We start from the raw sequence: 14791 nt of genomic DNA on the forward strand, positions 1-14791 counted from the left end.
AGCAGTTCAATCAGAAGTTCGCCAAATGTGCGCGAAACTCAAAGAACCTGCATCGACCATTAACCGAATCTGATCTTGAACTGGATGATATTTTTACCTGGCAGGAACCGCGTAAGGTCACCAAGAATCTGACTCTGACCTATGACAAGTGTATTTATATGCTTGAACCGACAGAGCTGAATCATAAGCTTGCTGGGCAATACATTTCATTTCTGGAGTACCCGGATGGAACTATCGCCATCATGTATGAGGGACGGAAGATCTATTATAGCGTCTTCAATAAACTGGCTGGACTACAGCAAAATGCAGTGGTTGAGAATAAAAGATTAGGTTCGGTTCTGGCCCATATCCAGCAACAGCATGAAGCATTGGAAAAACAGAATAAACGTTCCCGCCTCAAGAAAAGTATGCCGAGTCGTAAAGCTCAGAAAGCTGTTATTGAACAAAGAAATTTAAATCCTGTGCTTGACTCTTGTGGTTAAAAACAGGACATTTTAAATGGTTTATCGCATAGACATTTTAATTGGTGAATAACAACACTTGTATATTAATATCAATAACTTAAAAATTTCACACTGATCACAAAATGCCCAAAAATCCGATTTTGAAACAAGTCGGCTTAAAAATGATCAATTTTGGCATTTTCCGAATGTTATCAACTCTTCCAGGGTAAAAACTATCCCCAATTTCTGTGGATGAAATTTAGGCTATTTTGTAGGCCTAGGCTTACGTGAATCTCGGCCCTTTGCTGCTATGCGGCATACTGGAATTTTCATATTATTGAATGGTCAGGAACAGGAAGTTCCATATAATAAAAAATAAGCACCAGGATGGCGCTATATAAGACATGCAAGAGCACAAAGACCTAATGTTCCAATAAAAAACCCCGGCAGGATGCCGGGGTTTTTTATTTGTATAAGCTATTTAAATAATAGCTTGTTCTTTTAAATGAGATAGTGCAGCAAGAATATATGATGAGTTGAAGGTTACATCGGTATAGGTTGATGGAGATCGACTTCCAGTTTCCTTAAAAATCTTATAAAAATTATCAACTTCATCAGTGCTTAAAGGGCGAATATTATCTTTGTTATTGTGAACAAATAATTTTCCGTCCTCACTAAACATAATAAATTTAGATTTTCTAGATTCAGTTTCTAAATTAACTGGTGTAGAAAAAAATTTAACGAGAGTTTCATATAGATTAATATTCATGTAACTTAACCCTTTGTTTTCATGTATATATTTTTTCGATAAGCTCTCAATACTCATAGAAATAGCTTCTCTGGCTAAAAATGATTTCGTTCTTTGACTCTTTTCAGCCAGTTGATCTAACTGTTTTTCTAATTCTACAGGTAATCGAAGCATCAACATTATAAACAACCCAATCTAAATGTATATCAATTAGAGTATATCATTAAGATGGTAGTTTCAAATTTTTTGAACCGCTCTTTCTCTGATTTCAGGGGTATATTTTAATTTTGTCATCGGGATAGTCTCTCAGAATATTGACTCTCCGACAAACCCGGTACGGTTCAGACTGTGATCCACCACTGACTTGCATCAAGGCAAGGGTTTTACCTTGGGTAGCACGGATTGCTCCTCCTGCAAGTGGAATCCAGTCTATTTGTGATTTAAAAATGGAACTCATAGAACCATGACGTTCAGGTGAACACCAGACCATACCTTCAGACCATGCAAGAAGCTCATGCAGTTCTTTTACTTTTGGATGCTCAGTATCCGCATCTTCTGGCAAAGGAAGGCCCCACAAGTGATAGATACAGATAAAGCACACATATGGAGGTGCTTTGTCACGGTTAAAATGGGAAAGAAAATGTCCACCAGATCTTGAGCACAGGCAGGTTAAGTATAAAAATAACGTGATCGAATGTAATCATGGCAAGCTAAAGCGGATCATTAGGGCCACTTTAGGATTCAAATCGATGAAGACGGCTATGTCACATGCATCTATTCAGATGGCATTAAACACCGATGATGTACAGACGAAGTAGTAGCAGCCGATCCTACTAAAAGAATAGCAAACGATAAAAACAGCGATAAGCATGTTTTTAACCACTGCATAAAAATAGACCAAAAATTAAGCTTTTTTAGTTTTACAGATTCGAAAATAAATAGTAATAATTCATGAATAGTAGCCGAAGCTACCATTCATGAATCCAAATCATACTATTTTAAAAAACTAATTCGATGCCTGCACCATATTTCCATCCCTTTTCAGACTCTGTTGCCTCTTGCATAGAAGTGGCTTTCTGTCCTTTTTCATATTGGTAAGCAACATCAATGAAAGGTTTAATTCGCTTAGTAATCTCATATCGGGTTTTGATACCAGTTTTTAGTTCTGATAAACCTGATTTTGCAGCATAGTTAGAATCATCGCTAAATATTACATCTGCTTCGATATAAGGTTGAGTAATAAGTTTCTGAGTTAAAAGCAAATCACGTTCTAATTCAAAACTTGCTCCCCAAAAATTATTCTCACCGCCATAAAGATATGCTTGTGTTTCAAAGAAATAAGGAGCTAGACCTAATATACCAATAACCCCATCCACTCGATCGCTGCTGCTGTTATTTTTATCTTCACTATATCTTACCCCAGCTTGTACATCCCAAAATGGGGCTACGTTACGGCTATAAAGTGCTGATACAGCATATTTTGGATCATTACTTTCTGACTTTTCCGAATTGGCTTCAATAAATAGACGATTTTCATCTGTACCAATCAAAGTTTCAAACTTTGTTCCTAACCCACCTTTACCGTCTTCATCAACCATCCATTCATTTTCGAGTTTTGTAGTTTGATAAACTTGACCACCATGTTCTTTAAGATGATTATTATGGGAGGAATCAGCTGGTTCCAAATTCTTCCGCATAATTTGAATACTTTTGTTTCCCTTGTTAATATTTCTTTTTGAAAAATACTTTGGATAAACATTTTGCGGGGAATAGCTTAACCCACCAGATTCCTGCAATAGTACCTTCATACTTTCTGGCATATTGCTATCTTCTACTGGTTGAGTGTTCTTTGCAAAGGTCAGATTTGATAATCCAAATAGCGCAATCATCAAAGTTGTTTTTGAAAACAAATTATTAGTGATGTGCATGTGGATTTACTCCCTTCTCATTTACTTGGGACTGAGGAACAGTCTTTGTAGAATTACCATCTTCCACTTGAGCTACAATGAGTTTATTCATCATTCCTGCACTCATATGGTAAAGCAGGTGACAATGAATAGCCCACTCACCTAACTCATCAGCTGTGAGTAGAGTGGTTATCGTTTTCCCAGGTGGAACAATTACCGTATGTTTGTTTGGCATATTGCTTGGATCCTGACCATTCTCAAGCTGCATAAACATGCCATGTAAGTGCATTGGGTGAGCCATCATACTGTCATTGACAAATTTTAAGCGAATACGTTCACCATACTTCACCACTAGTGGGTCGGCTTCATTAAATTTTTTACCATTTATTGTCCAAATATAACGCTCCATGTTTCCACCAAGACGGATCTCTATTTCACGTTCAGCTGCACGAGTGTCTTTTTGAGGATCTAACGATTGCAAATCACTATATTGCAATGCTTTATTACCTTCAGGTGTTGAAGCATTTGCCCATCCAAATACGGTATTATCATTCTTGTCTGAAGCCGCCTTAACAGTAGCGCTATTCATCGGCATATCATGATCCATACCTTTCATAGAAGACATATCATGATCCATACCTTTCATAGAAGACATATCATGATCCATACCTTTCATAGAAGACATATCGTGATTCATGCCTTTCATAGAAGACATATCATGATTCATATCTTTCATTGAAGACATATCATGATCCATACCTTTCATAGAAGACATATCGTGATTCATGCCTTTCATAGAAGACATATCATGATTCATTCCCATATCTTCCATAGTCAATAAAGAACGAGGACGAGGCTTAGGCATCTCAATTTGTTTTACAGGTGAGGTATTTTCATCATGTAAGGTTCCAACCGAAAATCCAGTACGATCAATAGATTCAGCTTCGATTTGATAATGGGCTTGTTTCGGTTCAACAATGACATCATAAGTTTCAGCAGTACCTATACGGAACTCATCTACAGGAACAGGTTTTACAGGTTGACCATCGGCACTTACCACTGTCATTTTTAAATTTGGAATTCGTACATCAAAAAATGACATTGCAGAAGCATTAATAAATCGAAGGCGAACTTTTTCTCCAGCTTTAAAATTACCGGTCCAGTTTTGCTGAGGTGTTTTGCCATTCATTAAAAATGTATAGCCTGTGACATCAGACATATCTGTTTTCAACATCCGCATCTGATTCCACATAGAGCGGTCTTGCCAAGTTGCCTTTAATCCATCACGTTTAACTTGTTTCATGACATCAAATACCGTTTCTCGACGGTTCTGATAGTAATCTGCTTCTTTTTTAAGATTCTTTGTGATTTGATCACTTGTTGAATTATGAAAATCAGAAAGCAAAACCACATAATCTCTATCAGTTTTTTCAGATGATGTTAAGGGGGTTTTATTTTTCGGATAAATAACTAAAGCACCATATAGGCCGTCTTGCTCTTGCCCTTTACTATGGGAGTGATACCAATAAGTACCATTTTGACGAACCTTGAATTTATATTCATACGTTTTATTAGGGGCGATGCCTTCGAACTGGTTGAACCCTGGTACACCATCCATGATTCCGGGTAATATCAATCCATGCCAATGAATTGAAGAGTCCTGATTTTTTAGCTTATTATGAACACGAATAACGGCATCATCTCCCTCTTCAAATTCAAGAAGAGGGGCAACGAATTTACCATTAACGGTAATTCTCTTTAGCGGTTTTCCTGTAATATTTACAGTCTGTTCCGCGATCGTTAAATCATATTCTTTAACTGCCGCCATTACCCAAGTTGATGAAAATAAACCAACTCCAATTAAGAGTACATGACTTAACTTATTTGACATTCTATCTCACCGTTAAAAAGACCAGATTAGAGTATTAAGGCAATCCTTATCGTTAGCTCCAATACTCCTTTCCTGCTTTTATAAAATTATTTATTTGATGTATTGGACATATTCATTTTTGAATGATCCATTTTCGAATGGTCCATATTCATCATGGAATGATCCATTTTCGACATATCAGAGGAATTTGCCGCTTGCTGTTGGCTAGGTTCTTGCTGAACCTTATTATCCTTGTTCATCTTACAAGGTTTAGAACACGGCTCTTGTGCTTTTTTTGCAGTTGTCACAGCATTAGATTTCGAATTTGATAGATCTTTTGCATCATTTGCCCAAGATTGAGTACCAGCAATTAAAGTTCCAGCACACATTAAAATTGTTAGACTACGACGCACTACAGTTTTCATAAGTTTCTCTAAAAGTTAATTTCTTGCTACTACAATAAAGTGAAGCACTGAACATCTGAGTGACTTGAAAATGACATTTTTGTAATCTATTTCAATCTCGGGTTTTATAAAGTTATTATAGGTTTAATGAATGACTTAGGATTCTGAGATGAGAATATTATTGGTTGAAGATGAACAAAAAACTGGTGACTATCTCAAGCAAGGTTTATCCGAAGCTGGCTATATTACCGACTGGGTTACAGATGGGTTAACGGGTAAACATCAAGCTCTTTCTGAAGAGTATGACTTAATTATTTTAGACGTGATGTTACCTGGACTAAATGGTTGGAATATTATCAATGATATTCGTAGCAGCGGTAAAACAATGCCCATTCTATTTTTAACAGCCAGAGATCAGATAGAAGATCGAGTAAAAGGTCTAGAGTTAGGCGCTGATGATTATTTAATAAAGCCTTTTGCTTTTGCAGAGCTTCTTGCTCGAATCAAAACTCTCCTTAGACGAGGGCAGCAAAGAGAAGATAGTAATATTATTAAGATTGCTGATTTAGAACTTGATTTGAGAAAACGTCGGGTAACGCGAGCGGGTCAACGCATTGATCTGACGGCAAAAGAATTCGCGCTTATGGAACTTTTTATGCGTAGACGAGGTGAAATTTTACCAAGAGCGCTGATTGCTTCTCAAATTTGGGATATGAATTTTGATAGTGATACGAATGTCGTTGAAGTCGCTATTAAACGATTAAGAAGTAAAGTTGACAGTAACTTTACTCCCAAATTAATTCAGAATATTCGAGGAATGGGGTATGTACTAGAGGTAGAGGATGAATAATAATTTATTCAGAGCGATCAGTTTCCGGATCGGTATCATTTTCTCATTATCTACTATTTTCATTCTAATTATTATGGGTTTGTTCATAAATAAATTAGTAATGCATCATTTTGAAACTCAAGACCGTACCCAATTAGAAGGTAAAATCCAGCTTATTCAGAATCTTCTCCAACAGCATCCTAAAAATTCTCCAGAACTTAATTTCTATTTAAGAGATGCGTTAGTTGGACACCATGATCTTATGGTCCAAATAGAACGACCGACAGGTCAAGTTTTATTTAGTTCTGCATCCTCAATCATTAATACTCAAAATTTAATCAAGTCAGCAAATAATTCATGGATTAAATGGCAAGTTCAAAATAAGACCTATCGTGGCATGATCTACACTACAGGTATAAATAGAAATTCTGAAATACAATCTGTACGAATTATTGTTGGGATCGATACATCAGAACATCTACATTTTCTAAAAGATTTTAAGCGTCAACTTTTGTATATTGGTTTGGCTGGTACAATTTGTTTAATGTTTTTAGGTTGGTTTGCAACCTGGAGAGGTTTAAGACCCGTGCAAAAAATGGCTAAGGTCGCAGAAGGAATTTCTGCTCAACATCTTTCAGAACGTTTAGAAGTTGAGCATACACCAACCGAACTAAAATCATTGGCAATCGCCTTCAATGCTATGCTGGACAGACTAGAGTCAGCTTTAGAAAAACTTTCCGATTTTTCATCTGATTTAGCACATGAAATTAGAACACCGATTAATAATTTAATGACCCAAACTCAAGTATGTCTCGCCCGTAACCGAGATATTGGTACTTATCAAGAAATACTATTTTCTAATTTAGAAGAATTTGAACGTTTGGCTCGAATGGTGTCCGATATGCTTTTCTTGGCAAAAGCAGAACATGGCTTAAATTTACAGAACTTACAGAATATTGACCTCGTTAAAGAAGTTACCGCTTTATTTGATTTCTATGACGCTCTCGCTGCCGAAAAAAATATGACACTTCAACAAACAGGATCTGGCAATGTAAAAGGTGATCCTGCTATGTTACGTCGCGCACTCAGCAATCTATTGTCTAATGCAGTTAAATATGGAAACAAGAATTCTACAATACGGATAAAACTTCAACAGAATTTAGATAACACAATATTTTCAATTGAAAATGAAGGCCCTGAAATCTCTCCTGAACAACTATCCAGATTATTTGATCGTTTTTATCGAACAGATGCGTCTAGGCAAAGAACAGAAGAAGGAACCGGCTTAGGGCTTGCCATAACAAAATCTATTCTTGATATGCTTGGGGCGACCATCCAGGCTGAATCCCTCAATGGTCGAATCATTTTTACCATTGTTTTTCAAAGTGAATCCATGCAAGGGGAATCGTTTTAACTCATTTTTTGAACATCCTCCATTTACCCGAGTTGACCTTACATAAAGCTCAAACTGAGAGCCAGAGCTACGCCAGCACCTATCATGGCAATTGTGTAGCCAATTATGATGGCTCGGCCAAACTGTGCCCCCCCTGTCATCCATGCAATTGTCGCTTTGCTTAACATGTTGCTCAGTGTGGCCAGCCCTAGCGCGACAGCAGCCACATTTGTTGTTAAGCCTTCAGTACTATGCAGGCGGGCAAGTGAGACTAAAATAGCATCTACGTCTGCTAGCCCGGAAATAGTCGATAGTACGAAGATGCCGCTGGTGCCCAACCATTGTTTTGCTGCCGGAACCAAGACTGCCATGACAGAAAGGAAAGCAGCGAAGCTGAATGCTGTCCCAAGATCAAAAGGAGCCATTGCTTCTATTGTTCGATCGTTGTTTTCAGCGCTGGTAATTTGGCGTTGTCTCCACAGTGCCATACCCAGCAAAAGGATTCCCGCAATCATCATTGCACCACCAAAAGTGCTTAGAAGTGCGGGTTCAATGACGCCTATCAGTACAGCCATACGAAAAAACATGATGCCACAGGCAGCCAATGTTCCAGAAATAGCAGCACTGACCATGACGGGGTGCTGGCGTGTATAGCGTGCCAGTGCGACAGTTGCAGCTGTAGAAGATGCCAAACCACCCAATAGACCTGTCCAGAGTATGCCTCTTTCTGAACCGGTGAGCCGCATGGCAAAATGACCTGCCAGAGAGAGTCCGGCAATCAGGATCACTGCCCACCATAACTGGTAAGGATTTAATGCAGCAAAAGGTCCCATACCCGTATTGGGTAAGTAAGGTAATATAACGACAGAAAGTACCAGTAACTGTAGAGATGCGGTTAATTCACGATGTTCGATCAAGCGTAACCAACCATGTAAGGTTGGCTTGAGATCCAAAAATACAGCCACGATGACAGCCGCTGTTAATGCTAAAGTAACATTACCATGGGATGCATATGCACCTAGAACTAATGTCAACAGCATCGCGATCGTCGTGGTAGCGCTTAAATTACCGGAAATTTTTGCGGTACGCGCGTAGGATACCGTAAGTAAAAGGGAAAGCCCTAATACGGCTGCGACTAGTGGCCAAGGCCCAAAGTTTGGCTGTAGATGACCCAGCACTCCTCCGAGTAATCCTGTCAATGTGAAGGTACGTAGGCCTGCTACTCGGCTGCCTTCTGGCAGTTCACGATCATTCCATCCTCGTTCTAAACCAATGAGCAGGCCGATGGCAAGTGCTGCAACTAGGCCTGATACATCTGGTGGAAGAAAAGGACTCTCTATCATAGCTTTTTATGTCGCAGGCGAAGGGCATTCGTGATCACTGAAGCGGAGCTAAAACTCATGGCCAAGGCCGCAATCATGGGTGACAACAACCAACCTGTAAATGGGTAGAGTACGCCAGCTGCTATTGGGATACCCAAGGCATTGTAAAGGAAAGCAAACATGAGGTTCTGTTTCATGTTGCTGACAGTAGCTTCCGAGAGTGAACGGGCAACCGAGATACCGCGTAAATCTCCCTTGACCAGGGTAACTTGAGCACTATTCATTGCGACATCAGTCCCGGTACCCATAGCGATACCGACATCAGCCTTGGCTAGTGCAGGTGCATCATTGATTCCATCGCCGGCCATTGCCACGATGCGACCTTGCTTCTGCAATTTGCTGACAAGTTCGAGTTTATCTGCGGGTTTGACTTCACCATGTATCTCATCGATTCCCAGACGTGCTCCGACTGAACGGGCAGTGGTGAGACCATCTCCTGTTGCCATTACGATACGTAGTCCAGCTTCCTTCAGGGTGGTAAGAGCTTCAGGAGTACTTTTTTTGATGGGATCAGATACTGCAAGCAGGCCGGCCAATTCACCATTGATGGCTAGATGCATGACACTTGCCCCTTCCGAACGCAGCTCTTCGGCTTGCGGAATCAGAGATTGTACGGAGATACCCAATTGTTCCATCAGTGCCGTGTTGCCCAAAGCTAACTGACGATCGCCCACTTGACCTCGAACACCGATCCCAGAGCCTGATTCAAAATTGTCTGGTGTTTCAAGAGACAGGCCACGTTCGTGTGCTGCATTTACAATCGCATCAGCTAGCGGATGTTCACTGCCTTGATCCAGGCTAGCGGCCAGACGTAATACTTCAGATTCCTCGAACCCTGCTGCAGCTACTACACGGTCGAATGCAGGGCGTCCTTCAGTCAACGTACCTGTTTTATCGATGATTAGTGTGTCAATCTTGCGCAGATTCTCAATGGCCGCCGCATCACGGAATAGCACACCATGGGTGGCACCTTGACCCGTCGCAACCATGATAGACATTGGGGTTGCCAAGCCCAGTGCGCAAGGACAGGCAATAATCAGTACTGCCACAGCATTGATTAATGCATAAACCCAGCTCGACTCTTCTGGGCCGAACAGTCCCCATCCAAAGAAGGTAAGTAAGGCAATAGCCACTACAGCCATTACGAACCAACCTGCTACCTGATCAGCCATACGTTGCATGGGTGCTCTCGAGCGTTGAGCTTGCGCCACCATCTGTACGATCTGAGCCAACATGGTGCTTGAACCAATTTTCTCTGAACGCATGATCAATGAACCATTGGTATTCAGGGTAGCTCCAATGACTTTGTCGCCGACGCGTTTAGTGATTGGTAAAGGTTCGCCTGTCAGCATTGATTCATCTACTGAACTGCTTCCTTCAGTGACTACACCATCCACAGGAACTTTTTCACCTGGGCGAATTCTGAGTAAATCTCCTACATGGACATGAGTCAGAGGAACATCTTCCTCAGTTCCATCGGGCAGGATTCGGCGAGCTGTTTTAGGAGCAAGTCCGAGGAGTGACTTAATTGCAGCAGAAGTTTGCGAACGTGCTTTTAATTCCAGTATTTGCCCCAGTAGGGTCAAAGAAATGATGACCGCTGAAGCTTCAAAGTAAACAGCGACACGACCCATGGAGATAAATGAGTCTGGAAAGATTTGTGGTGCAATGGTCGCAACCACACTGTAAATAAAAGCAGCCCCTGTACCTAGACCGATCAGGGTCCACATGTTTGGGCTGCGATTCACAACCGATTGCCAACCACGGGAAAAAAATGGCCAACCTGCCCACAGTACAATCGGGAGTGACAACACTAATTCAATCCAGCTCTGAACTGCCATGTCGAACAGGTTCAGTTGATGGCCAAACATTGCCAAAAAAGTCACGACTATGGTGAGTGGCAGTGTCCACCAGAAGCGTCGACGGAAATCACGTAACTCAGGATTCTCATCTTCCTCTAACTCGGGAATGAGTGGTTCCAGTGTCATTCCGCATTTAGGACAGTTTCCAGGATGATCCTGTCTAATTTCTGGATGCATTGGGCAAGTATAGATGGTCGTGCCTGTTGTGCTTGCATCATTAACGGATTGAGTAGTCTGATGATGCTGTGTATGTGCATCGGCAGTCGTCGTTGCGGGTTTAGCGATATATTGCACCGGGCTGCTATGAAACTTTGATTGACATTTATCACTGCAAAAAAAGTAAGTTTTCCCCTTAAATTCCTCATGGTATTTCGATTCTTCAGTGACGGTCATACCACAGACTGGGTCTTTCAGTACGTCTGTTGTAGCCTGTGCCATATGGTCCTGGTTATGATTTTTTTGATCTGACATAAATAATTCTCTTATGGAAAAGTGGTTTTATGGCCGAATTTTGGAATAAATCTCGGAGTCTGTTGAGCATAGCTGTCATAGACAGCGCCAAACTGTTTACTCATTTCAGCCTCTTCCTTAATTGCCAAGCGGCTGTACATTAAGAGTAGGATTGGAAACATAATCAGTGTCAGTAAAGTTGGCCATTGCAATAAAAAACCCAGCAAGATCATCACAAAAGCCACGTATTGTGGGTGACGTATACGTGCATAAGGGCCTGTGATCGCTAAAGAATGCTGACGTTGCGCGTTGTACAGCACGTGCCATGACGTTGATAACAGGTAAAATCCATAGCCCAAGAAAACGTAACTGGCGATATGCAAAATGCCAAAATGTGGATCACCTTTTTCACCTAATAGCGTTGACCACAAGTGACCTGCATTATGAGAAAGTAAGTCAAGTTGAGGGAAGCGAGTTTGAAGCCAACCAGATAACAGGTAAATGGTTAAAGGAAAACCATACATTTCGACAAATAGAGCAATGATAAAAGCCGAAAAGGCCCCAAATGTACGCCAATCGCGCGCAGTGGAAGGTCTAAAAAAACTGAAAGCGAACATGATAAAAACTGCTGAGTTAATGATAACCAGCGTCCATAAACCATAAGCCGATTCCGCATGATTCATGATGGATCTCCTGATAAGAGCTATTTTTTGTTATCAGATATATCGGATTTTTTTTGCTGCGAGTGGTTATGCCCATGACCACCATGCATAAAAATATGCATCAGTGGACACGCTAAAAGGAATAAATAAGGCAAAGCACCGATAACGTGGGCTAAATGTTCCGTTAATAGAAAATAAGCTGCGATACCACCCAGCACGATTAGACCAATGGCATAACGTGTAGACCAGAAGTTAGGTACTGAATTATTTTCTTGGTGTTGGTGATTCATGGTGCTTTCCCCTAATTCATGGGTAACTATTTAGTTGCTGACGGAGGCATACAGTCCATCATCATCTGCATCATGGATTGCATCATGTCCATACGTTTTTCCATCATCTGCTGACGGTCAGCCATATTTGCATTCATGCTTTGGCTGCCCATCTGTTTCATCATACTCATACCTCCTTGCATGAGTTTCATGTGCTCAGCCATAAGTTTCTGACGTTCTTGTGGGGTTTTTGCAGCCATCATCTTCTCATGCATGGCTTGCATCGCCTTCATGTGTTGATCCATTGCAGCCATTTTATCTGTAGCAGTGGTGCTGGTAACTGTTTGCTTAATTGTTACTGCAGATGGTGCTGTTTTTTCAGGGTGGTGATCTTTGTGTTCATCGGATTGCTGTGCAAATGTATTCAATGACGCGGCTGCGATACATAAGCCCAAAAAAATGTTTTTGAATTTCATCATAATTTTTTCCTTTAAATAATTTGGAAGTAAAAGCTATGTTTTAGTACTGAACAGAGTCTAGGAATTTGACTACTAAACTGATGAAATTTTTGGTTATTCTCTGTCTCTCTTAAAAATTTTAGCACTATTAATTAATTATTTTTAAAAATGACAAAAATGTAATTTTGAGATCTTCTCGAAATATATAGTCTATGCTGAGATGACAAAAATTTTATTTAATATTAATCTTTTAAAACTATTAAAGTTGTTATGATTTTATGTGCTTAAAAAAATAAAAATGAAATGATTAGATGACTCCAAGGCTAGTTAGAGACACATTCTTAATGTAATTTACACTGTTATTCCTTTAAAGAAAAAATACAGTTGATCAAAATAGTTTTTTATAGAAAAAAGGGTGGATAATTTAATTATTAAACTTATTGGTATATTTATTAGATAGAAGGTAAAGAAGATTATTTTTAATATTAGGGTTTATAATCCAAATTTCAGAGTAAGGAATCTACTACTTATATAATAGAGATTCCATCTCCAAAACAGTACTACTGTATGAATGAGTTGTATTCAATGCAGGGAAGAATGTAGATCCTTAATACTAACGGAAAATTATTTTACTGAATTTTCATGTAAAGACTCATTTAATTGATCAATCACTGTCGTCCATTCACCATCAGAGTGTAGTTTTTCTTCTAAAAAATGACGTTGAGCATCAGTCCAAAAAATTGCTTGTGTTAAAAAAACATCTCCAGCTAGCTGATGGCTCTCTATGAATTTTGCAATTGCTTCTTCAGTAGAAGCTAAACCAAGCTGTTCAAATAATTTGGTCATTCTTGGACGTGTTTGAGTCATGTGCTTAGCCCACAAATTTATATTAGATCAAATTAAACATAACATGTTTATATTTAAACTAAAATATAAAAAATTAAATAGCTACTATTTTCTTAGACAAAATGATTACTACATTTCATAAATCAACCACCTACATAATTTGTTTGTTAAATGATCATTATTTTTCAATAAGATTATTTTAATAGTTAAAGATTTTAAATTTTAAAAATGACAAAAATGTAATTTTGAAGTCATCGCTCTGTTTCTGTCTCTCACTAATAATTGAAATATAAGAGGAGATGATGTGGTCTCATTAAATATAGATTTTATAAAGTCATCTCTAATGAACTAACGAATCAAGAGGAAACGTAAATGAAATTATTTCAAAATAAAATGACTGCTCTACGTAATGTTGTAGTAGCTGCAACGATGATTGTGGCTACTACAACTACGTTCGCTCATGTGAGTTTAGTGAGTGCGATTCCTGCGGAAAATGCATCTGTCCTTAGTCAACCAAAGAACTTGACCCTTAACTTTGGTGCAGAGGTTATGTTGATGAATATTAAGTTACTGGATGCTCAGCGAAGAGATGTTCCTTTAAAATATGAAGTTACGCATGACTTAAAGAAATCCTTTGATGTCGCTCTTCCGAAACTGAAAAAAGGTAAATATACCGTTGTCTGGACAACAATGGGGAAAGATGGCCACAACATGAATGGTGAATATAGTTTCACTATCAAATCAACTAAATAAGAATTGATTACCTTTCAACATGTCAGTGAGGTGCTGGCATGTTGTTCTAGAATGGACAAAAATAATGATTTCTGAATATTGGATGTGGGCCACTTGGTTAACTAAGGTTATTTTATATTTAAGTTTAGCTTTTGTCGTTGGTGGAGCCTTTTGCTATTTTTTACTTAGACAATATCTTGAACTAAAAGAATCGATTCTTAAATATATTACAATTGGCGCTGGATTAGGCCTAATTTCCAGTACCTTGGGATTTTTTATTCTGATTGGTAGTTTTGCCAATACTGGTATTACAGGGATGGTGGACCCCACGTATATTAATATATTGGTTAATACTCCGACGGGGTATATATACGTTCTTCGTTCTATTAGTTTTGCTCTTTTACTTCTTCTCATGGTGGTTAAAGTTAACAGGAACAAAGGTCAGTTTTCTATAATTGAAAGTTCAATATTTTGTATTTTACTTATCCCGATTATTTTTAGTTTTTCCCAGCTCGGACATGTCGCTAATTTAACCT

Annotated in this window: 14 protein-coding genes and 4 pseudogenes; 6 read left to right on the forward strand and 12 right to left on the reverse strand. The window is 39.2% G+C overall.

What is annotated here, in order from left to right; genetic code table 11:
* Nucleotides 1-482, forward strand: a pseudogene (locus FTU42_RS13830) (ISNCY family transposase); the annotation flags it as partial.
* Nucleotides 483-924: 442 nt separating this feature from the next.
* On the opposite strand, the gene FTU42_RS13835 reads toward FTU42_RS13830, so the two are convergent.
* Complete coding sequence (locus tag FTU42_RS13835) at nt 925-1371, reverse strand: ribbon-helix-helix protein, CopG family (protein ID WP_016658834.1); 447 nt, start codon at nt 1369-1371, stop codon at nt 925-927.
* 88 nt (nt 1372-1459) lie between these two features.
* Nucleotides 1460-1753, reverse strand: a complete 294-nt coding sequence (locus FTU42_RS13840) for an NAD(P)H-dependent oxidoreductase (protein ID WP_373685761.1) — start codon at nt 1751-1753, stop codon at nt 1460-1462.
* Between the two features lie 9 nt (nt 1754-1762).
* Here FTU42_RS13840 and FTU42_RS13845 point away from each other — a divergent pair.
* A pseudogene (locus FTU42_RS13845) lies at nt 1763-1952 on the forward strand (DDE-type integrase/transposase/recombinase); the annotation flags it as partial.
* Between the two features lie 16 nt (nt 1953-1968).
* Here the strand turns inward: FTU42_RS13845 and FTU42_RS13850 are convergent.
* From FTU42_RS13850 to FTU42_RS13865, 4 genes and pseudogenes are all read right to left on the reverse strand, one after another.
* Nucleotides 1969-2166 (reverse strand): annotated as a pseudogene (locus FTU42_RS13850) (hypothetical protein); the annotation flags it as partial.
* A gap of 23 nt (nt 2167-2189) precedes the next feature.
* Nucleotides 2190-3119 (reverse strand): copper resistance protein B, encoded by a 930-nt coding sequence (locus FTU42_RS13855; RefSeq protein WP_159516737.1) that lies wholly within the window; start codon nt 3117-3119, stop codon nt 2190-2192.
* Complete coding sequence (locus FTU42_RS13860; RefSeq protein ID WP_180076561.1) at nt 3106-4989, reverse strand: copper resistance system multicopper oxidase; 1884 nt, start codon at nt 4987-4989, stop codon at nt 3106-3108. Before FTU42_RS13860 ends, FTU42_RS13855 begins: the two co-directional genes overlap by 14 nt.
* An 86-nt stretch (nt 4990-5075) precedes the next feature.
* Nucleotides 5076-5393, reverse strand: a complete 318-nt coding sequence (locus tag FTU42_RS13865; RefSeq protein ID WP_004755899.1) for a hypothetical protein — start codon at nt 5391-5393, stop codon at nt 5076-5078.
* Nucleotides 5394-5541: 148 nt separating this feature from the next.
* Here FTU42_RS13865 and FTU42_RS13870 point away from each other — a divergent pair, with 148 nt between their 5' ends.
* Entirely contained in the window at nt 5542-6222 is a 681-nt protein-coding gene (locus FTU42_RS13870) for a heavy metal response regulator transcription factor (RefSeq protein ID WP_004668313.1), read from the forward strand.
* A complete protein-coding gene (locus FTU42_RS13875) occupies nt 6215-7615 on the forward strand; it encodes a heavy metal sensor histidine kinase (RefSeq protein ID WP_159516735.1) in 1401 nt (466 codons plus the stop codon). The genes FTU42_RS13870 and FTU42_RS13875 overlap by 8 nt, the downstream gene beginning before the upstream one ends.
* 38 nt (nt 7616-7653) lie before the next feature.
* Here FTU42_RS13875 and FTU42_RS13880 read toward each other — a convergent pair whose 3' ends face one another.
* From FTU42_RS13880 to FTU42_RS13905, 6 genes are all read right to left on the reverse strand, one after another.
* Nucleotides 7654-8937 carry an MgtC/SapB family protein gene (locus tag FTU42_RS13880; protein WP_180001712.1) on the reverse strand — a complete coding sequence of 428 codons (1284 nt, stop codon included), beginning with the start codon at nt 8935-8937 and terminating at the stop codon, nt 7654-7656.
* Nucleotides 8934-11309, reverse strand: a complete 2376-nt coding sequence (locus FTU42_RS13885) for a heavy metal translocating P-type ATPase (RefSeq protein WP_159516733.1) — start codon at nt 11307-11309, stop codon at nt 8934-8936. The genes FTU42_RS13880 and FTU42_RS13885 overlap by 4 nt, the downstream gene beginning before the upstream one ends.
* A gap of 11 nt (nt 11310-11320) precedes the next feature.
* Entirely contained in the window at nt 11321-11971 is a 651-nt protein-coding gene (locus FTU42_RS13890) for an isoprenylcysteine carboxylmethyltransferase family protein (protein ID WP_004663997.1), read from the reverse strand.
* A gap of 20 nt (nt 11972-11991) precedes the next feature.
* Nucleotides 11992-12240, reverse strand: a complete 249-nt coding sequence (locus FTU42_RS13895; RefSeq protein WP_004695740.1) for a DUF2933 domain-containing protein — start codon at nt 12238-12240, stop codon at nt 11992-11994.
* Nucleotides 12241-12266: 26 nt separating this feature from the next.
* Nucleotides 12267-12698, reverse strand: coding sequence for a hypothetical protein (locus FTU42_RS13900; protein ID WP_004695737.1), 432 nt, complete (start codon nt 12696-12698; stop codon nt 12267-12269).
* A gap of 603 nt (nt 12699-13301) precedes the next feature.
* On the reverse strand, nt 13302-13544 hold the full coding sequence (locus tag FTU42_RS13905) for a DUF2789 family protein (RefSeq protein WP_004281876.1): 243 nt from the start codon (nt 13542-13544) through the stop codon (nt 13302-13304).
* A gap of 351 nt (nt 13545-13895) precedes the next feature.
* Here FTU42_RS13905 and FTU42_RS13910 point away from each other — a divergent pair, with 351 nt between their 5' ends.
* Both FTU42_RS13910 and FTU42_RS13915 read left to right on the forward strand, forming a co-directional pair.
* Nucleotides 13896-14276, forward strand: coding sequence for a copper resistance protein CopC (locus FTU42_RS13910; RefSeq protein ID WP_159516732.1), 381 nt, complete (start codon nt 13896-13898; stop codon nt 14274-14276).
* Between the two features lie 64 nt (nt 14277-14340).
* Nucleotides 14341-14791 (forward strand): annotated as a pseudogene (locus FTU42_RS13915) (copper resistance protein CopD); the annotation flags it as partial.

The sequence above is a fragment of the Acinetobacter sp. YH12102 genome (assembly GCF_013419125.1).
Classification (GTDB): domain Bacteria; phylum Pseudomonadota; class Gammaproteobacteria; order Pseudomonadales; family Moraxellaceae; genus Acinetobacter; species Acinetobacter pseudolwoffii.

Excerpts from the sequence above, each read along its gene's own strand:
- FTU42_RS13835 (WP_016658834.1), bottom strand. The coding sequence starts at position 1,371 with ATGTTGATGCTTCGATTACCTGTAGAATTAGAAAAACAGTTAGATCAA.
- FTU42_RS13855 (WP_159516737.1), bottom strand. The coding sequence starts at position 3,119 with ATGCACATCACTAATAATTTGTTTTCAAAAACAACTTTGATGATTGCG.
- FTU42_RS13860 (WP_180076561.1), bottom strand. The coding sequence starts at position 4,989 with ATGTCAAATAAGTTAAGTCATGTACTCTTAATTGGAGTTGGTTTATTT.
- FTU42_RS13865 (WP_004755899.1), bottom strand. The coding sequence starts at position 5,393 with ATGAAAACTGTAGTGCGTCGTAGTCTAACAATTTTAATGTGTGCTGGA.
- FTU42_RS13870 (WP_004668313.1), top strand. The coding sequence starts at position 5,542 with ATGAGAATATTATTGGTTGAAGATGAACAAAAAACTGGTGACTATCTC.
- FTU42_RS13875 (WP_159516735.1), top strand. The coding sequence starts at position 6,215 with ATGAATAATAATTTATTCAGAGCGATCAGTTTCCGGATCGGTATCATT.
- FTU42_RS13880 (WP_180001712.1), bottom strand. The coding sequence starts at position 8,937 with ATGATAGAGAGTCCTTTTCTTCCACCAGATGTATCAGGCCTAGTTGCA.
- FTU42_RS13885 (WP_159516733.1), bottom strand. The coding sequence starts at position 11,309 with ATGTCAGATCAAAAAAATCATAACCAGGACCATATGGCACAGGCTACA.
- FTU42_RS13890 (WP_004663997.1), bottom strand. The coding sequence starts at position 11,971 with ATGAATCATGCGGAATCGGCTTATGGTTTATGGACGCTGGTTATCATT.
- FTU42_RS13895 (WP_004695740.1), bottom strand. The coding sequence starts at position 12,240 with ATGAATCACCAACACCAAGAAAATAATTCAGTACCTAACTTCTGGTCT.
- FTU42_RS13900 (WP_004695737.1), bottom strand. The coding sequence starts at position 12,698 with ATGATGAAATTCAAAAACATTTTTTTGGGCTTATGTATCGCAGCCGCG.
- FTU42_RS13905 (WP_004281876.1), bottom strand. The coding sequence starts at position 13,544 with ATGACTCAAACACGTCCAAGAATGACCAAATTATTTGAACAGCTTGGT.
- FTU42_RS13910 (WP_159516732.1), top strand. The coding sequence starts at position 13,896 with ATGAAATTATTTCAAAATAAAATGACTGCTCTACGTAATGTTGTAGTA.